At 30.3% G+C, this 19,469-nt stretch carries 13 protein-coding genes; 6 read left to right on the forward strand and 7 right to left on the reverse strand.

Translation table 11 applies throughout. The features are described from left to right. Positions 1–6: 6 nt before the first annotated feature. The 3 genes from AVBRAN9334_RS03730 to putP all read right to left on the reverse strand — a co-directional run bounded on the left by AVBRAN9334_RS03730 (position 7) and on the right by putP (position 4,591). A complete protein-coding gene (locus tag AVBRAN9334_RS03730; protein WP_214117112.1) occupies positions 7–465 on the reverse strand; it encodes a hypothetical protein in 459 nt (152 codons plus the stop codon). After that, positions 459–2,999, reverse strand: a complete 2,541-nt coding sequence (gene alaS, locus AVBRAN9334_RS03735; RefSeq protein WP_336607070.1) for an alanine--tRNA ligase — start codon at positions 2,997–2,999, stop codon at positions 459–461. Before alaS ends, AVBRAN9334_RS03730 begins: the two co-directional genes overlap by 7 nt. A gap of 71 nt (positions 3,000–3,070) precedes the next feature. Continuing rightward, positions 3,071–4,591, reverse strand: a complete 1,521-nt coding sequence (gene putP, locus AVBRAN9334_RS03740) for a sodium/proline symporter PutP (RefSeq protein ID WP_214119815.1) — start codon at positions 4,589–4,591, stop codon at positions 3,071–3,073. Between the two features lie 326 nt (positions 4,592–4,917). Here putP and AVBRAN9334_RS03745 point away from each other — a divergent pair, with 326 nt between their 5' ends. The 6 genes from AVBRAN9334_RS03745 to AVBRAN9334_RS03770 all read left to right on the forward strand — a co-directional run bounded on the left by AVBRAN9334_RS03745 (position 4,918) and on the right by AVBRAN9334_RS03770 (position 11,540). Then, on the forward strand, positions 4,918–6,009 hold the full coding sequence (locus tag AVBRAN9334_RS03745) for a DegT/DnrJ/EryC1/StrS family aminotransferase (RefSeq protein WP_336607071.1): 1,092 nt from the start codon (positions 4,918–4,920) through the stop codon (positions 6,007–6,009). Further along, positions 6,010–7,128: a 5-methyltetrahydropteroyltriglutamate--homocysteine S-methyltransferase gene (locus tag AVBRAN9334_RS03750; protein ID WP_336607072.1), complete on the forward strand. Its 1,119-nt coding sequence runs from the start codon at positions 6,010–6,012 to the stop codon at positions 7,126–7,128. After that, positions 7,128–7,943 carry a Gfo/Idh/MocA family protein gene (locus AVBRAN9334_RS03755; protein WP_336607073.1) on the forward strand — a complete coding sequence of 272 codons (816 nt, stop codon included), beginning with the start codon at positions 7,128–7,130 and terminating at the stop codon, positions 7,941–7,943. The genes AVBRAN9334_RS03750 and AVBRAN9334_RS03755 overlap by 1 nt, the downstream gene beginning before the upstream one ends. An 88-nt stretch (positions 7,944–8,031) precedes the next feature. Then, positions 8,032–9,618 (forward strand): phosphoglycerate dehydrogenase, encoded by a 1,587-nt coding sequence (serA, locus tag AVBRAN9334_RS03760; protein ID WP_214150537.1) that lies wholly within the window; start codon positions 8,032–8,034, stop codon positions 9,616–9,618. After that, a complete protein-coding gene (locus AVBRAN9334_RS03765) occupies positions 9,599–10,240 on the forward strand; it encodes a histidine phosphatase family protein (RefSeq protein WP_214142703.1) in 642 nt (213 codons plus the stop codon). The genes serA and AVBRAN9334_RS03765 overlap by 20 nt, the downstream gene beginning before the upstream one ends. Positions 10,241–10,640: 400 nt before the next feature. Further along, complete coding sequence (locus AVBRAN9334_RS03770) at positions 10,641–11,540, forward strand: LysR family transcriptional regulator (protein ID WP_214142702.1); 900 nt, start codon at positions 10,641–10,643, stop codon at positions 11,538–11,540. A gap of 9 nt (positions 11,541–11,549) precedes the next feature. Here the strand turns inward: AVBRAN9334_RS03770 and sdhE are convergent, their stop codons facing one another. The 4 genes from sdhE to nifJ form a co-directional block, all read right to left on the reverse strand. Next, positions 11,550–12,410 carry an 8-methylmenaquinol:fumarate reductase membrane anchor subunit gene (sdhE, locus tag AVBRAN9334_RS03775; protein WP_214142701.1) on the reverse strand — a complete coding sequence of 287 codons (861 nt, stop codon included), beginning with the start codon at positions 12,408–12,410 and terminating at the stop codon, positions 11,550–11,552. 3 nt (positions 12,411–12,413) lie between these two features. Next, complete coding sequence (gene sdhB, locus AVBRAN9334_RS03780) at positions 12,414–13,373, reverse strand: 8-methylmenaquinol:fumarate reductase iron-sulfur subunit (protein WP_214117140.1); 960 nt, start codon at positions 13,371–13,373, stop codon at positions 12,414–12,416. Beyond that, positions 13,373–15,217, reverse strand: coding sequence for an 8-methylmenaquinol:fumarate reductase flavoprotein subunit (gene sdhA, locus AVBRAN9334_RS03785; protein WP_336607074.1), 1,845 nt, complete (start codon positions 15,215–15,217; stop codon positions 13,373–13,375). The genes sdhB and sdhA overlap by 1 nt, the downstream gene beginning before the upstream one ends. A 647-nt stretch (positions 15,218–15,864) precedes the next feature. Continuing rightward, a complete protein-coding gene (nifJ, locus tag AVBRAN9334_RS03790) occupies positions 15,865–19,416 on the reverse strand; it encodes a pyruvate:ferredoxin (flavodoxin) oxidoreductase (RefSeq protein WP_214119808.1) in 3,552 nt (1,183 codons plus the stop codon). Between the last annotated feature and the right edge of the window lie 53 nt (positions 19,417–19,469).

Consider the following 19,469-nt stretch of genomic DNA (forward strand, 5'->3'; position numbering starts at 1 on the left):
ATCTCCTTAAATCATAGTGCTAATGAGTAAAGCAAATAGCACACCAATACAAGAAATCAAAATATTTAATGGGATAAAATAATAAACAATTAAAGCTATTTTTTCATTACAAACCAATAATTTATTTTCTTTTTCTTTCTCACATAAAATAAATTGATAATAAATATATAATAAATTTAAAGTAGCAAAAGCATAAAGCGACCATTGTGTAGATGCTAAAGTATTAAACAATGGGTCAGAACTATTATTAATCATTACATATATAGCACTAAAAGCCATAACAGCCATTAAAACAAAAAACGCATAAAGCTGCTTTTTTAATATCCTTAGTGCTTTTTGTAAATTCTCTTCATCTTCACATAAATAAAAACCAGCATTTGCTCTAATGCCTAAATGAAGACCAATAAAGCAAATACCGGCTAATAAATGTATATAAGGTAAAACTAAGCTATCAAGCCCTAGCATATTACCTTCTTGATTTCATCTTTTGCTAAAGCTAAAGCTTCGTTAATTTTGCTAATATCTTTTGCACCTGCAGTAGCAAAATCATCTCTACCACCGCCATTTCCGCCTAAAAATTGAGCTACAATCTTAGCTAAATTTCCTGCTTTAACGCTAGTATTTTTTGAGCCAACCGCAATGTTTACTTTATCATCTTTGCAAGCGATTAAAACAATAACAGCTTTATCAAATTTATTTTTAAACTCATCTATACCAGCTTTAATATCAAGCCCGTTATATTCACTAACGCAAACATTAATGCCGTTAATAATCTCACTATTTAAATTATTAGTACCATTTTTTAAAGCGTCTTTTAGTTCTTTTATTTCATTTTTTAAATTCTCAAAACTCTTTAAAATATCATTTGTTTTTAGACTTTTTTTGATATTTTCAAATTCCGCAATCAAATTCCTTGAGTATTCTTTAGCAGCCTTACTTGCTATTGCTTCAATTCTTCTAACACCAGCACTTACTCCGCTTTCTTTTAATATTATAAAATCGCCAATTACTGAAGTATTGCTAACATGAGTTCCACCACAAAGCTCAATACTATCTCCTAAAGTCAATACCCTTACTTTATCGCCATATTTTGTATCAAAAAGCGCCATTGCACCGCATTTTTTTGCACTTTCAATATCAGTTATTTGAATAATTGAATTTGTAGCTTTATAAATCATATCATTTACAATATCACTAATTTGCTTTAGCTCATCTTCGTTTAATGCACGGGTAAAATTAAAATCAAATCTAATTCTATTAAAATCTACAAATGAACCTGCTTGAGTTGCATTTTCTCCTAAAACCTTTCTTAGTGCATAATGAAGCAAGTGAGTAGCACTATGATGTCTTGCGATTTCTGCTCTTCTTTCGGTATCAATTTTGATTAATAATTCATCATTTACATTAAAATCACCTACAATTTCAACTAAAGCTAAATTAATATCAAAAAATTTCTCAACTTCAAGCACATTTGCAACTAATTTATCATTTTTATAAATACTACCTAAATCGTAATTTTGCCCACCACTTGTTGCATAAAGTGGAGTTTTATCAAACATTAGCCAAGCTTTTTTGTTTTTAATTCCAATTTTAAATTCTTCATCTAAAACAGCTAATAATTTTGCTTTAATTTCAGTATTTTCATATCCAACGAACTCATTTACACCAAATTTATCTAATAATTCTTTAAAATCTCCGTGAGTTGCTTTATCCCCACTACCTTTCCAATTTGCTTTAGCTAATTCTCTTTGCTTAGCCATTAGTTCATTGAATTTGTCTTCATCAATTTTAAGATTTTTTTCTCTTAACATATCAAGAGTTAAATCAAGTGGAAAGCCATAAGTATCATATAATTTAAACGCAACTTCTCCACTAAAAACATTTTTAGTATTTTTAAGCTCTTCATTAAAAATACTCATTCCATTTTCAATAGTATTTAAAAATCTCTCTTCTTCGCTTAATAATTGCTCTTTTACAAAAGATTTTTTCTCATTTAAATATGTATAATGCTCTCCCATTAATTCACAAACAATATCTACTAATTTATACATAAATGCACTTTTAAATCCTAGTAAATATCCGTGTCTTAAAGCTCTTCTTACGATACGGCGTAAGACATATCCCCTACCTTCTTTATCAAATGTTACGCCTTGAGCTAGTAAAAATGTAGCTGAACGAATATGATCAGCAATTACTCTAAAACTAGCTCCACTTTTATATTCATATTTTAGGTTTGCTAAACTTGCGATTTTTTCAATTATTGGCATAAATAATGAGCTATCAAAATTGCTAAATTTTCCTTCTTTAATAGCACTTACACGCTCAAGTCCCATACCTGTATCAATGCTAGGTTTTGGTAGTTTTGTCATAGTTCCATCAGGGTGTTTTTCAAACTGCATAAAAACTAAATTCCAAATCTCAAGGAATCTATCTCCATCTCCACCCATATAATCTTCATCGCTTTTAAAATTTTCTTCACCTTGGTCGTAAAAAATCTCACTACAAGGACCACATGGACCAGTATCACCCATTTGCCAGAAATTATCTTTATCTCCAAATTTATAAATGCGTTCTTTTGCAATGTGTTTTTGCCACATATTATAAGCTTCATCATCGTTTTCATGAACGGTTACATAAAGCCTATCTTTAGGTAATTTTATAACCTCAGTTACAAATTCCCAAGCATACGCTATAGCTTGTTCTTTAAAATAATCACCAAAAGAGAAATTTCCTAACATTTCAAAAAATGTATGATGTCTTGCAGTATAACCAACATTATCTAAGTCATTGTGCTTTCCACCTGCACGAATACAAGTTTGACAGCTTGTTTTTCTAGGTGGATTTGGGCTTGGCACTTCACCTGTAAAAATACTCTTAAAAGGAACCATTCCTGCATTTGCAAAAAGCAAAGTTGCATCATCAGGCACAAGTGGGCTTGATGGGGTAATTTCATGACCTTTACTAGCAAAAAACTCTAAAAATTCTTTTCTTATATCCATTTTTATATCCTTGAAAATTTTTTAAATCATATCAAAAAGGTTTTAAACTAAAGATAATAAAGCTCTAATTTTTAGAGCTTTAATTTAGTTAGCATATCATCATAAGCTTTTTTTGTTCCTTGTCTTACTGGCTGTATTATTGAGCCTATTATTATAAATACTGAAGCTAGTAAAAATCCTGGTATTATTGAATAAAGTTCAAATATACCTTCTTTTGCAATATTAAAATAATCAATATGCTCCCACAAAATCACTCCTAAAGCACCAAAACTCATACCTAAAATCGCACCTAATCTACTCATATTTTTCCAAAATAAAGAAAAAATTATCACACTACCAAAAGAAGCACCGAAACCAGCCCAAGCATATCCAACAATATCAATAATGCTAGTATTTTTATCAGCAGAAATTATAAAAGCAACAATAGCAACAACCAAAACACTAAGTCTTGAAACTCTCATTACTATCTTAGCAGGAGCACCTTTATTAAAAATTTTTCTATAAAAATCTTCTGCTAAAGTTGAGCTAGATACTAATAATTGCGAACTTGCCGTACTCATAATCGCTGCTAAAATCGCACTTAATAAAATTCCAGAAATCCAAGGATTAAATAATAATTGGCTAGTTACTATAAAAATTCTATCCTTATCTAATAAGTCTATATTAAACTTATATAAATAAGCTATACCAATAAATCCTATTAAAATAGCTCCAATTAAACTAATTACCATCCAAGAAATACCTACAAAAGTAGCAATTGGAATGTCTTTTGTGCTTTTTATAGATATAAACCTTACTATTATGTGTGGCTGACCAAAATACCCAAGTCCCCAAGCTAAAGAACTAATTATCCCTACTAAAGTTAGATTTTTACTCATAGAAATATAATCTTTTTGACTTTCTTCTCCAAGCTTAATTATTATATTAATAGCTTCGCTAAATCCGCCTATTTCATTAATCATAACCAATGGAACAATAATTAAAGCTCCCATCATCAATAAGCCTTGTATCAAATCAGTCCAACAAACTGCCTTATATCCACCAACGAAAGTATAAACAACTATTAATATAGTTCCTGTAATTACTGCTTGTTCGTATTTAACTGAAAATAATTCTTCAAAAAGCTTTCCACCAGCTACTAAACCACTAGATATATAAATAGTAAAAAATATTAAAATCACAATAGCACAAATTATTCTTAAGGTGTGACTATCATCGCTAAATCTAGTCTCAAAATAATCAGGAATCGTTATACAATCTTTTCTAACGTCAGTATAAATTCTAAGCCTTTTAGCAACAAACATCCAATTAATTAAAGCACCAATACTAAGCCCTATTGCTATATAAGTTTTACCTAAGCCATATAATAAAACAGCCCCTGGTAATCCCATAAGAAGCCAACCACTCATATCAGACGCTCCAGCACTAAGTGCTGATACTATAGGACCCATACCTTTATCGCCTATAAAATAATCTTCTGAAGTTTTATTTTTCTTCCAAAAATAAAACCCAATTCCTAGCATTAATACGCTATAGAATACAAAATCTAAAATTATTGGCAAACTAATTTGCACCTTTTCTAATTCATTCATTTTTATCCTTTTATATAGACTAACTTTTAAAACTCTAGCACCTAAATTCCAATAATAATAAAATACTATAAAATAAGATTATTTAATAATTCAAATATTTTATTAATAAATAGATTTATTACTAGCTATAGTTTTTGAGTATTTGCTACTTGTTTATAAATAAAAGCTTTTAAATATCCTATTTTATCACATTCAATATCATTTTAAATAATTTTTATAAATTTATATTTTAAAAAGCTTATTATAAAGATTACAATAAAGCCTTAAATAATTATGTATTAAATGAAAGCAAATACAATTAGCCTTTTATTTTTTAAGGATAATCAATGTTAGCATTCTGTGATTTAAAATCTCAATATTTAAAATACAAAAACGAAATAGATGAAAGAATTCAAAATATATTAAATAATACAAGTTTTATCGGTGGTAATGAAGTTGCTTTGCTTGAAAGTAATCTGGCAAATTATACAAAAGCAAAATACGCATATTCTTGCTCAAACGGAACTACGGCTTTATATGTAGCATTAAAAGCTTTAGGGATTAAAGAAGGTGATGAGATAATTACAACTCCTTTTACTTTCATTGCAAGTTCTGAAATGATAGCTTTAATTAAAGCTAAACCTGTTTTTGTTGATATAAGCGAAGTAGATTATAACCTTGATATAAGCAAAATTGAAAGCCTAATTACACCTAAGACTAAGGCTATTTTGGCAGTTTCAATTTTTGGTCAAATGCCTGATTTAAATTCCATAAAAAATATATGTAAAAAACATAATTTATACTTGATTGAAGATGCGGCTCAAAGCTTTGGTGCAAAAGATGATTTAGGCAATATCTCTTGTAATATTGCCGATATTAGCACGACAAGTTTTTTCCCTTCAAAACCACTTGGATGTTATGGAGATGGTGGGGCTATCTTTACAAATAACGATGAATTAGCAAAAAAAGTAAAATTACTTATAAATCACGGAAGCGAAATGAGATATAAACACGAAATAATAGGCTTAAATGCAAGACTTGATAGCATACAAGCTGCAGTTTTAAATGTAAAATTAAAATATTTTGATGAAGAAATTGCTAAAAGAAACGAAATTGCTAACATTTATACAAAAAACCTTAAAAACTGCATTACACCTAAGGTAAAATCAGGATATAAGAGTGTTTGGGCTCAATATAGCGTAAGGGTTAAAAATAGAGATTTAGTAGTAAAAAAACTAAGTGAAAACAATATCCCAACCGCAATTCATTATCCAATAGCACTATATTCGCAACCTTGCTTTAAATATTTAGATTATAAAGCAAGTGATTTTAAAGTATGCGAAAATGTAACAAACGAGATTTTATCTTTGCCATTTTCTGCATTTTTAGATACACTAGACCAAGAAAAAATCATTGAAATTTTTAATAAAGGAGAATAAATGAGAAGATTAGATCAAGTAGGTTCATTCTTAAGACCAGCTAAATTAAAAGCTGCAAGAAGTGATTATGCAAACGCAAAAATCAGTAAAGACGAATTAAGAGCTATTGAAGATGAGTGCATAAAAGAATTACTAATTGAGTGTGATAAAAACAATGTTTATTATCTAAGTGATGGAGAATTTAGACGCTCTTGGTGGCATTTAGATTTTTATTGGGGATTTAGTGGAATTAGCAAAATTATTAAAGAAAAAGGCTATGTTTTTAAAGGTATAGAAACAAGAGCTGAAGGTATTAAAATAACTAATAAAATAGAATGTAAAGACCATCCTTTCTTAAAAGATTTTGCAAGTTTAGTAAAAATTGCAAAAGAATTAGGCATTGATACAAATCGCTTAAAATTAACAATTCCTAGTCCATCAATGCTTTTATATATGTTATTTATCCGTGGTGGATTTAATGTAGAATTTGAATACTACGGAAAAGATTATGCAAAATTAAAAGAAGATATTTTAAAAGCCTATGCTGATTTTTATTTAGAATTTGAAAAATTAGGCGGAGTTTATTTACAACTTGATGATGTTAGCTTTGGCTCGTTTTGTGATGAAGATTTTAGAGCAAATCTAATCAAAAATAACTATAACGCCGATGATTGCACTAAAGAATATGTAGAGTATTTAAACAAAAGCCTAGCAACTATGCCAAAAACAATCACAAGTGCAATACATATATGCAGGGGTAATTATAGAAGCCATTTTAGTGCTAGTGGTGGATATAGCAAGGTTGCTAGCGAATTATTTGCAAATCTTAATATAAATAAATTCTTTTTAGAATTTGATGATGATAGGTCAGGAGATTTTGAACCATTAAAATATATTAAAAATCAAATAGTAGTAATTGGGCTTTTGACTACTAAAACTAAGGAAAATCCAAGTATTCAAACTCTAATTAAAAGAGCAAAAGAAGCAGCTAATTTCTTAGATATAAAACAAATTGAGTTTAGCACTCAATGTGGTTTTAGCTCTACAGAAGAAGGCAATGAAATTGATATGAATACTCAGTGGGAAAAAATCGCACTTTTAAATGAATTAAATAATACTTTAGATAAAGAAGGCTTTTAATGAATATAGCATTAATAGGTCTTGGTGTAATGGGTAAAAACCACTACACCGAACTTTGTAAAAAGGATATAAATTTATATTGCTTTGATTTAATTAAGCCTGATTGGATTGATGATAATAAGTATTTTTCTAATTTAGATGAATTATTAAAAAATGATATTGATGGAGCGATAATAGTTGTTCCGACTAAATATCATTATGAAGTATTTTCTAAGATTAAAGATAAAATCAATTTTATTCTAATAGAAAAACCATTATCATTTAGCCTTGATGAAGCTTTAGCTATTAAAAATAGCGGAGTAAATGTAGCAGTTGGCTTTTGCGAGAGATTTAACCCTGTAAGTCTTGAGTTTTTAAAACATATCAAAAACGAAGAAATAAAGTATGCAAGTTTTATAAGAGCGTCTAAAAAACCAGCTAGAATTAGTGATGTTGGGGTTGATTTAGACCTTTGTGTGCATGATTTGGATTTAGCAAATTTCTTTGGGATAAAGGCTAGTTTTAAAATAAATCGCACAAATAATCCTTGCACGCAAATTAAACTAAATTCTAATAATCTTGATATTTTAGCTTCTTGGGAATTTAATAGCAAGATTAGAAAAGCCTTTATAAATACAAATGTATCAAGCTATGAATTAGACTTTTTAAACTCAAAATTAATTAAAGATGAAACTACAATAACACTTCAAGCTCGTTCAAGCTTAGCAAAAGAGCAAGATGAGTTTATTAATTATATCAAGACAAATGATTTAGGGCTTTTAGCAAGTGTTGATGATGCTATTTATACTCAAGAAATTCTAAAGAATTTGAATTAAGATATTAAAAATACCGACTTAAAACAAATTAATTAATCAATCCTTTAAAATAATTGCTAGAATAAAGCTTTTATTTAAAGGAGAGTAGATGAACAAGATTTTGGTTTTAGATGGAGTTAGCGATTTAGCTACTAAAATTTTAGAAAAAGATTGTAAAGTAAGTGAATATCCTAAAATTAGCGAAGAAGAATTGCTAAAAATAATTGGTGATTATGATGCAGTTATTTTAAGAAGCGCTACAAAAATTACAGAAAAAGTATTAGAACACGCTCATAGATTAAAAGTAATTGGTAGAGCTGGAGTTGGTGTAGATAATATAGATATAAAAGCAGCTACAAAAAAAGGAATAATAGTAGTAAATGCACCAAATGGTAATACAAACGCAGCTACAGAACATACTTTTGCACTAATGTTAAGCCTTGCTAGAATGATACCTAACGCACATGCTAGCGTTGTAAATGGTATATGGGATAGAAAAAGCTTTTTAGGACTTGAATTAAAAGATAAAACTTTAGGGGTTTTAGGTTTAGGCAGAATTGGTGCTGGTGTTGCTAGTAGAGCACAAGCATTTGGTATGAAAGTAATTGCATATGATCCATATCTTAGCAACGAAAGAGCTATTCATTTACAAGTTAAAAAATGTGAATTAGATGAAGTTTATGCTGAAGCTGATTTTATTACACTACACCTTCCATTAACAGATGAAACAAAAGAAATGATAAATAAAAATAGCATAGCTAAAATGAAAAAAGGTGTAAGAATTATAAATGCAGCAAGGGGTGAATGTATTAATCTTGATGATTTAACAAATGCTTTAAAAAATGGAGATATTGCAGGAGCTGCTCTTGATGTTTTTGCTAATGAGCCATTAGGAAACCACGAGATTACAACTTTAAAAAATGTGGTTTTAACACCGCATTTAGGTGCATCTACAATAGAAGCTCAAGAAGGAGTTGCAGTTGATGTGGCAATTGCTATTAAAGAAGCGTTAAATGGTCAAATGGTTGCTAGTGCTTTAAATGCTGTGCCAGTTAGCCCTGAAATGCTAAATAAAATTAAGCCTTATTTTAATCTAGTAAAAGCATTAGGATTTATTGCATGTGAAGTTAGCAATTCAGCAATTAAACAAGTTTTCATTGAATATTCAAATGCCTTTAAAGAGCTTGATACTAGAGCTTTAAGCCAAGTAATGTTATGTGGATTATTAAATTCTATATTGCAAGAAAAAGTAAATATGGTTAATGCACCAATTCTAGCTCAAAATAGAGGAATAAGCTTAATTGAGCAAAAAAGTGATGAAGTAAATAATCAAATAAAAGTAAAAATAGTAAGCGAATTAGGTGAGCACGAAATAAGAGGAGCTTTAATGAGCGATAAGAGTGCTTATGTTAGTGGTATTGATGAATATGATATTAAATTTGAACCAAGTGGAGTATTATTATTAGTGCCACACGATAATGTGCCTGGTATGATAGGACAAATTGGAACTATTTTAGGCGAAGCAGGAATAAATATTTTAAGTATGCAAGTTAGCAAAACAAATACAAGTGGTGAAAACATAATGGCAATTAGCATTAATAAAAAACCATTAAAAACAGATTATAAAAAACTTTGTGAATTAGCTGGAGTTCATGGAGTTAAGATAATTGATTGCAGTGAGATTTGCGATGATTAATCTAATATTACTTAGACACGGGCAAACTAATTGGAATAAAGAAGGTAGATATCAAGGTCAAATTGATACTGATTTAAGTGATTTAGGCAAGGAACAAGCTAAGAAATTAGCCCTTGCTTTAAAAAATATACAAATTGATTTTTTTATAGCAAGTCCTTTAAAAAGAGCTTATGAAACAGCTTGTGAAAGTGCTAAATTTCACAATAAAGAAGTTTTAAAAGATGAAAGATTATTAGAGATAAATCACGGAACTTGGGAAGGTAGATTATCAAGTGAAATAGAACAAGATTTATTAAAAAAATGGAAGCAAACCCCACATTTAGTAAAAATGCCTAATGGAGAAAGCTTAGAAGATATTTTAAATAGAGTAAAACTTGCAATAAACGATTATATTACAAAATACGATGGAAAAACAATTGCAGTTTTCGCTCACGATGCAGTAAATAAGGTAATCATTTCTCATTTATTAAATGCACCACTTAGCTCATTTTGGAACATTACTCAAGATAATACCTGTATTAATGTCCTTGAAATATCTAATGATTTAGCAAAAATAATAACCTTAAATAACACCAATCATTTAGGATATTTATATTCTAAAGAAATTCAATTAGGTTTATAATGCTTGTTTAAATTCTTATTTTGATTTTTACAAAATAAGAATTTAAAATCATTGCTTTACTAAATAATTCATCTTTAAAAATTATATAAATTTGTATAATATGAAAACCATAAAATACAGCTTCAATTTGCTTTACAATATTCTTACAAGATATATTAATCTAAAGCAGAATTTGTTGTAATGTCAATATTATTTAGCATATTATTTTTGCTATTTTACTTATATTCAGGTATTACCCACGCTAGAATAATCATTTTTACCTTGTTTTAAAATCTTATAATAAATATTATCTATTTAAATTTTAAAAGTAAAAAATTTTATAAAGCTATTTTTTATTTTATTACCAAATAACATATAAAATATTTATATGAAAAATAAAGAATTTAAATTAGGATAAAAGATGAATTTTAGACATATGCAACTATTTTTAAAAGTAGCAAAATTGCAAAGCTTTACAAAGGCTGCAAATGAGCTTAAAATACCGCAACCATCATTATCTCAAAGTATTTTTGCATTAGAAAATGAGCTAAAAACCACGCTTTTTAATAGAAGCACAAATCCAATATCTTTAACCGAAGCAGGAGAAATATATTTAAAAAAAGCAAATCTAATAAAAGATATGATAGCAGAGCTTGATACTGAAATTTCAGCACTAAACAATGCCAAAACTGGCAAAATTCGTATAGCATTCTTACAAAATGGCTATAATATGATTCCAAATCTCTTGCCACAATTTTGCAAGCGTTTTAGTGATGCTGATATTAAAATTTCTCAAATCTTTTCAACGCTTAAAATCAAACAAATGATTTATGATGATGAAATTGACCTTGGAATGCTAGTGTTACCACTTGATATAAAATATTTAAAATATGAAATAATAAAAAGCAGCAATGTTTTTCTAGCACTACCATCTTTACACGAATTATCTTTAAAATATAAAAATAAAGAATTGCCAGAAATATCAATCAAAGAACTAAAAAATGAGAAATTTATTCTGCCAAAATCTTCTCAAAGAAGTAGATTAGATATTGATTTAATGTTTAAAAACAATGAATTTATTCCTAAAATTTTATGCGAAACTGAGACTTTTGATATTGCAAATTCAATAGTAGCAAGTGGTGTTGGTGCTACTTTTACTATTAGCGAATTAATAAAAGATGATAAAAAAGATAAAATAAAATTATTCAATATAAAGGATAATAATTTAATTAAAACATTAGTTATAGCTTATAAAAAAGATAAAAAACTCTCACATTTAGAGCTTGAGTTTATAAAAATGGCAAAAGAATTAGGGGCTTAGCCCCTAAAATTATGCTAATTTTGTAGCATCAATTATATTTAAATCAAGTCCTAATTGCTCGTTGCTAAGACCAAGTGCTAATCCTACTAATTGAGAAAGATGAATTATTGGCTTTCTAATTTCAGAACCCATTGCATCTTGATAGCGTTCTTGGTAAATATCAAGCTGCATTTGGCAAAGCGGACAAGGTGTAACAACGCAATCAGCACCATTTTTATCAGCACTACCAACAATTTGAGATGACATTTTTTGCACCGATTTTACTGCTGGATAACTAGCGTGAAAACCACAGCAATCTAAGCGTTTTTCAAATGGAACTATTGTCGCACCAAGCGCACTAACTACAGCTTCAAAGCTTTTTGGATTAGTTGAACTTTCTTTTGCGTTATATGATTTTTCAGGGCGAATACTATGACAACCATAAAATAAAGCTACTTTTAGATTTGAAAGTGGCTTAACAACTTTTGATTTTAAGGTATCTAAATTCTCATACAAAATCCATAAAAGGCTTGTTATTTCATTATTTCCTTGATATTTCATATTACCTTTTGCTAAATATTCATTTATGCGGTCTTTTGCACCTTTATCTAAAGCAGTTTTTGCACGAGTTAAAGTTAACATACAAGTGCTACAGGTTGTTAGCATTGGCATATTCATATTCTCAGCTAATGCTATATTTCTAGCATTTGCTACAAGTGCTGCTATTGGGTCTACATCTTGTGCTTGAGATGCACCACAGCAACTCCAACCCTTAATCTCGTGTAAAGTTATACCTAGTATTGGAGCTATTGCTTCTAATGACATTTTTGATTCTTTAGCTGCTTGACTTAAAACACAGCCAGGGAAAAAAGCGAAATCTTTTTGTTGCATAACTTACTCCTTATTAGCAGCTCTAGCTGCTTCAATCATTTTTACTAAATCTTCATGACCTTCAATTTCTTCATCACCAAAAATATGTAATGGATTCATCTTACCTGCTTTCATTAGATTGTATGCAATATCTATTTTTGTAGTATTTGCTAAAACACCTTCAGAGCGAAGTGCTAAATAAATCTCATTTAATCTACCTGTATCTTCTAAGTCTTTTAAGAATGCTTCTGCGTGAGCTGGTCCTGTGCCATCTTTTAAACCTTTTTTCATAGCCATTACTCTTAGCATTGCTATATCATCAGCAGCACTAATTCCTTTAGGACAGCGGTCAGCACACTCTTGACAATGAACGCACATCCAAAGACCATTTGCAATAGATGGTTTTAAGTGTTTTAAAGCATCTTTTGAGCGTGAATCATAAGCAGCACGAAATGCGTGAGTAAATACAAATGGTTCCATATAATCACTTGAATCAGCTTCAAGTTTATTACATTCACTAGCACAACAACCACATAAAATACAATCCCATTGTTTTTTAATAGCATCAACTTCAGCTTGAGTTTGCACGCAACCTTTTTTATCAGAAAATGCTTCTTTTGGTGTTATAGTTGGTTTTATTTTTCTTAAATTCTCAATGCTTGGCTCCCAATCTACAACTAAATCCGAAAGAACTTTAAAATTTGCCAAAGGAGAGATTTTTAAGCTTTCAGGATTGTCATATTCTTTTAATAAATCATCCATTTTAGTATCACAAGCAAGGTATGAATGCCCATTCACACGCACACCACAAGCACCACAAATCGCCATACGACAAGCCGAAGTAAAATTTAGTGAAATATCTTGAGTGCGTTTTATATGTTGTAATAAGGCTAAAAGCGTTTTTCCCTTTACTTCATCTATACTTAAATCATATGCTTGAACAAATTTATCAACTCCATTAAAGCGGTCAATTAAAATTTTCATTAGTATTTCCTTTCTTCAGGTTTAAATTCTGTAATAACTACATCTTTATAACTAAGGCTTAATTTGTCATCTTTTAAAGTAACAAGGCTATGTTTTAAGAAATTCTCATCATCTCTTGTTGGATAATCTTCTCTAGTATGAGCCCCACGGCTTTCTTTTCTGTTTAATGCACCAAGACAAGCACATCTTGCTAAAAGAATGAGATTTCCAAATTCTAAATACTCAATTAAAGCGGTGTTATAGAACATATTTGGATTTGAGATTTTAAGATTATTATATTTAGCCCAAATCTCATCTAGGATTTTTATATGTTTTTCAAGCTTTTCTCCTGTTCTATAAATTCCCATATTATCCCAGTTGTATTGTCCAAATTCTTCTCTTAAATCATAAAGCTCGTTAGGTTTTGAATTGCCACTTGTTATATCTTTTAGCTTAATTCTCCATTTTTGAGCTAATTCTTCAGCGTGTTTGCCAGAGCCATAATTTTGTCTTTTACTTGCATACTCACCTGCACCCTCACCTGCAAGTTTACCTGTAACTGCCGCATCAGCTAAGCTATTTCCACCTAGACGATTTGCTCCGTGAATTGAAGCACAACTTGTCTCACCTGCAGCAAAAAGTCCTGCTAAATGAGTACTCATATCATCAAATTTTGCAATTTCTATACCACCCATTGAATAGTGTGCTGTTGGACGAATTTTAATTGGTTCTTTTACTAAATCTATACCTTCAAATAAAAGTCCAATATGACGAATTTGTGGTAATTCATTCATAATTTGTTCTTCACCTAAATGTGTAACATCTAAAAGAACATAAGAACCCATTCCTTCTCCAAATCCATTACCTAAACGAATTTCACTTTCAATTGAACGAGAAACAATATCTCTTGGAGCAAGCTCAAGGCGATTTGAGTATTTACTCATAAAGCGTTCGCCTTTATTATTAATTAATTTTCCACCAAGACCTCTTGCCGCTTCAGTAATTAATGCACCACCATTTCTAACTCCTGTTGGGTGAAATTGAAGCATTTCAGGGTCTTTAAACGCAAGTCCAGCTCTAAGTGCTGCAGCAATTCCATCTCCACTAGCATTAAATGGGGTTGAAGTGCGGTTATAGAACACACGAGTATAACCACCTGTTGCTAGAACTACTGATTTTGCTAATACAGGCACTACATCTCCTGTTTGCATATTTAAAAGAACTACACCTTCGCACTCATTATTATCAATCGCAATATCAAGTAAGTAATGGTCAAGCAAGAAATTAACACCATTTGTAATGGCTTCATCAAGACAGGTGTGCATCATAATAGAGCCTGTTTTATCGGCTGCATAATTACAGCGTTCATATTTTGCACCACCAGCAAAACGCCTTGCAACCGTTTTATCTTTTTGTCTATTAAAAGGCATTCCTGCATAATCAAGTTCGTGAATTGCTTCGGTAGCCTTTTGTGCAAATTTAATAATTACATCTTGATCGCCTAAAAAATCACTACCTTTAACAGTATCATATGCGTGTAATTTGTTTGAGTCACCATTTTCAAAATCAATCACACCATTAATCCCACCTTCAGCCATACAGGTTGCATTTCGTGATGGCATACCTTTATTAACTACTACAACATTTAAATTTGGGTGATTTTTTCTAACCGCAACAGCAGCTCTAAGACCAGCACCACCAGAGCCGATAACTAAAACATCTACGCTTGGTAGTGAGGTATTTTTACCACTTTTTTTAAGCTCACTTGCCATAATTGATACAGGGCTTGTGCTAGCTGCTACTGCACCAACACCAATAGTAGCTGATTTTATGAAATCTCGCCTATTGAATTTTTCTTCATTCATATAAAACTCCTTTAAATAAGAATTTTGGTATTAATCTTTATTTTTTTCTTAAAATAAAAAATTAATAGCAAAATATTATTCTAAATTACATTATAAGTCAAATATTATTTTTTTTATAATCTCATAAGATAAAAATTATAATATATAAAAAATCACGATTTTATGGTATTTTGAATTAGAGAATTTGTAATAAAATTAATATAAAAAATAAAATATCATCAATATTTATTAGTAATAAACTTATAAAAAGTTTCTTTTTTAATATTTTAATAATTAATAATTTTTCACATTGCTTATAAATCTATAGTATAAATTTACTAATATTTTAAATATTTAATTTGCCTTTATTTACGCTAATTTTGAATATATACTATTAAGCTTTAAATAGGCAAATTAACACCATTTAAGTAATTACTTTAATTTATAATAATTAGATGATATTTTTATATATTCTTAAAAAATAATTTTAATTTTTGAGTATAAAACTATGAAAGTGTTTTAATGCTTTTATAAGTGTCAATAATGTTTCTTATTTCTTCATAAAAAGATTAATATGATTAATAATTCACTAGTTATTAAAAAATTATATTAATGTTTTAAATTCTATTTGAGTAATAAAATAATCAAGCCCTAAAAAGGGCTTGAAATTATTCAGAAACGCTATAATCAGCTGCTGCTAAACGCTTTAATTGTCTATAGCGTCTTTGCGCATCTGCTTTGTTGCGAGCATATAGTTCTGCTGCTTCTTTTGGATTTCCTTTTTTTAGTGAGTTATAACGAACTTCTGCCATTAAGAACTCTTCATATAAATTCCAATCAGGTTCTTTTGAAGCAATTTTTAATGGATTTTTACCCTCTGCTTCTAATCTTGGATCAAATGTGTAAATTGGCCAATAACCACACTTAGTTGCGATTTCTGCGTGATCACCACTAGCACCCATTCCACCTTTAATTCCGTGAGCTATACAAGGGCTATAACAAATGATTAAGCTTGGTCCATCGTAAGCTTCTGCTGCGATTAGTGCTTTAATAAAATGAGCATAATTTGCATTTGAATTTACTTGAGCTACGAAAATATTTCCATAAGTCATAGCAATTTGTCCTAAGTCTTTTTTCTGACTTGGCTTACCACTTGCAGCAAATTGTGCTACTGCACCTGTTCTAGTTGATTTTGAAGCTTGTCCGCCTGTATTTGAATAAACTTCAGTATCCATTACTAATACATTCACATCTTCTCCACTAGCTAAAACATGGTCAAGCCCACCATAACCAATATCATAAGCCCAGCCATCACCACCAAAAATCCATTGAGATTTTTTAGCTACATAGCTTTTTAGACCTAAAATTTCTTTAGCACCTTCAAGCTCTGCGTGTTGTTCTAATAATGGAATTAGTCTATCTCTAACATCTGCTGTTATATCAGCATTTTTCTTATTAGCCAACCATTCGCCATAAAGAGCTGCAATTGCATTTGGAGCTTTATCTTTTGTATTAATCATAATATCTTCAATTCTATGGCGAATTGTCTCGGTAGCAACTCTCATACCCATACCAAACTCAGCATTGTCTTCAAATAATGAGTTGCCCCAAGCAGGTCCAAAACCTTTATCATTTTTGCGATATGGAGTAGAAGGTGCTGAACCACCATAAATTGAGCTACAACCTGTTGCGTTAGCAATCATCATTCTCTCACCAAACATTCTAGTAACTAATGTAATATATGGAGTTTCACCACAACCTGGACATGCTCCGTGGAATTCAAATAATGGTTGTGCAAATTGAGCACCTTTTGTAGTATCTTTTGCTATAAAATTATCTTTATAAGTAACTTTATGGAATAAGTAATCAGCATTATCTTGTTCGCCTTTTTCTAGCTCTTCTTCAAGTGGAACCATAACAAGTGATTTTTCTTTACTTGGACATTCAGTTACACATAACTCGCAACCTGTACAATCTAATGTTGAAACTTGAATTTTAAATTTAAGACTTTCGCCTTTTACACCTTTAGCATCGATTGAATGCTCTTTCACGCCTGCTGGAGCATTTGCCATTTCTTCATCATTAATTAAGAATGGGCGTATTACTGCATGTGGGCAAACTGATGCACATTGGTTACATTGAATACAATTTGCTTCAATCCATTTAGGAACCATAACACCAACACCACGCTTTTCATATTGTGTAGTTCCATGCTCAAAACTACCATCTTCATATCCAATAAATGCTGACACTGGTAAATCATCACCTTTTGCAGCGTTCATAGGTTTAACTATATTTTCAACAAAAGCAGTTCCTATGTATTTATCATCAGCTTTTTTCTCATCTATTACTAAATTAGCCCAAGCTGGATCAACAGTAACTTTTACTAAACCTTGTGCTCCAATATCAATAGCTTTATAGTTCATCTCAACTACTGCTTCGCCCTTTTTAACATAGCTTTTATATGCAAATTCTTTCATATATTTTTGAGCATCTTCATAATCAATAATTTTTGCTAATTTAAAGAATGCACTTTGCATAATTGTATTTGTTCTATTACCTAGTCCTATATCACGAGCAAGTTTTGTAGCATTTATGATATAAAAATTCACATTTTTTTCAGCTAGAACTTTTTTAACTTTATTAGGAATTTTTTCAATTGTAGTTTGTTCGTCCCAAATTGAGTTTAATAAGAAAGTTCCGTTTTCTCTAATACCTGCTAAAACATCATAAATGTCTAAATATGCAGCAACACTACAAGCAATAAAATGTGGGGTACTTACTAAATAAGTTGAAGTTATTGGCTTTTTAGAAAATCTTAAATGACTTCTTGTATATCCACCTGATTTTTTACTATCATAAGCAAAATATGCTTGTGCATATAAATCAGTTTTATCTCCAATAATTTTAATTGAGTTTTTATTTGCACCTACCGTTCCATCAGCACCAAGTCCGTAGAATAAACATTCAGTTGTGCTTTCATCTCCTAATGAAATCTTTTTGCCTAGTGGTAATGAAAGATGAGTTACATCATCATTAATTCCAATTGTAAAATTATTTTTTGGTTTTTCTTGATTTAAATTCTCATATACCGCAAGTAATTGTGCAGGGTCAACATCTTTTGAACTAAGACCATATCTACCACCTACAATTAAAGGTGCATTTTCTTTATCATAATATGCAGCTTTTATATCAAGATATAAAGGCTCGCCTATACTACCTGGTTCTTTTGTTCTGTCTAAAACTGCAATCTTTTTAACTGATTTTGGCATTTCTTCAAAGAAATATTTTAAGCTAAATGGTCTATATAAATGAACCATCATAACACCAACTTTTTCGCCTTTTTTGTTTAGATAATCAACCACTTCAGTTAAAGCTTCATTTACACTACCCATAGCAACAATTACACGAGTAGCATCAGCAGCACCATAATATACAAATGGTTTATAAGTTCTACCTGTAACTTTTGAAATCTCTTTCATATAATCAGCTACTACATCAGGTAAAGCATCATAAAATTTATTAGCTAACTCACGAGTTTGAAAATATATATCATCGTTTTGTGCAGTTCCACGAGTTTTTGGATGTTCAGGATTTAAACAGGTATCACGGAATGCTTGAACTGCATCCATATCAATTAATCTTTTAAATACTTCATAGTCCATTACTTCAATTTTTTGAATTTCATGAGATGTTCTAAATCCATCAAAGAAATGCATAAATGGAACTCTTCCTTTAATAGCACTAAGATGAGCAACACCAGCTAAATCCATAGCTTGTTGAACGCTATTTGAACATAGCATTGCAAAACCTGTTTGACGAGCTGCGTAAATATCTTGATGATCACCAAAAATTGATAAAGCTTGAGCAGCAATTGCACGAGCAGCAACATGTATAACACCAGGAAGCATTTGACCTGCGATTTTATACATATTTGGGATCTTAAGTAATAAACCTTGAGAAGCTGTATAAGTTGTAGTTAATGCACCAGCTTGTAACGAACCATGAACGCTACCAGCAGCACCTGCTTCACTTTGCATTTCAACAATTTTTACAGGCATTCCAAAAATATTTTTCTTTCCTTGAGAAGCCCAAATATCTGTATAATCAGCCATAGGTGAACTTGGAGTAATAGGATAAATTCCTGCGACTTCTGTGAACGCATAGGCAGCATATGCAGCGGCTTCGTTACCATCCATTGTTTTCATAACTTTTGCCATAATTTTTTCCTTTTTTATAGAATTTGTGTTTCAATTTTACTCAAAGCTTATAA

The sequence above is a fragment of the Campylobacter sp. RM9334 genome, assembly GCF_020138145.1.
In the GTDB taxonomy this organism is placed as follows: domain Bacteria; phylum Campylobacterota; class Campylobacteria; order Campylobacterales; family Campylobacteraceae; genus Campylobacter_E.

What these genes read in the sequence shown, in the direction of transcription:
- AVBRAN9334_RS03730 (WP_214117112.1), bottom strand. Translation starts at nt 465, where the DNA reads ATGCTAGGGCTTGATAGCTTAGTTTTACCTTATATACATTTATTAGCC.
- alaS (WP_336607070.1), bottom strand. Translation starts at nt 2,999, where the DNA reads ATGGATATAAGAAAAGAATTTTTAGAGTTTTTTGCTAGTAAAGGTCAT.
- putP (WP_214119815.1), bottom strand. Translation starts at nt 4,591, where the DNA reads ATGAATGAATTAGAAAAGGTGCAAATTAGTTTGCCAATAATTTTAGAT.
- AVBRAN9334_RS03745 (WP_336607071.1), top strand. Translation starts at nt 4,918, where the DNA reads ATGTTAGCATTCTGTGATTTAAAATCTCAATATTTAAAATACAAAAAC.
- AVBRAN9334_RS03750 (WP_336607072.1), top strand. Translation starts at nt 6,010, where the DNA reads ATGAGAAGATTAGATCAAGTAGGTTCATTCTTAAGACCAGCTAAATTA.
- AVBRAN9334_RS03755 (WP_336607073.1), top strand. Translation starts at nt 7,128, where the DNA reads ATGAATATAGCATTAATAGGTCTTGGTGTAATGGGTAAAAACCACTAC.
- serA (WP_214150537.1), top strand. Translation starts at nt 8,032, where the DNA reads ATGAACAAGATTTTGGTTTTAGATGGAGTTAGCGATTTAGCTACTAAA.
- AVBRAN9334_RS03770 (WP_214142702.1), top strand. Translation starts at nt 10,641, where the DNA reads ATGAATTTTAGACATATGCAACTATTTTTAAAAGTAGCAAAATTGCAA.
- sdhE (WP_214142701.1), bottom strand. Translation starts at nt 12,410, where the DNA reads ATGCAACAAAAAGATTTCGCTTTTTTCCCTGGCTGTGTTTTAAGTCAA.
- sdhB (WP_214117140.1), bottom strand. Translation starts at nt 13,373, where the DNA reads ATGAAAATTTTAATTGACCGCTTTAATGGAGTTGATAAATTTGTTCAA.
- sdhA (WP_336607074.1), bottom strand. Translation starts at nt 15,217, where the DNA reads ATGAATGAAGAAAAATTCAATAGGCGAGATTTCATAAAATCAGCTACT.
- nifJ (WP_214119808.1), bottom strand. Translation starts at nt 19,416, where the DNA reads ATGGCAAAAGTTATGAAAACAATGGATGGTAACGAAGCCGCTGCATAT.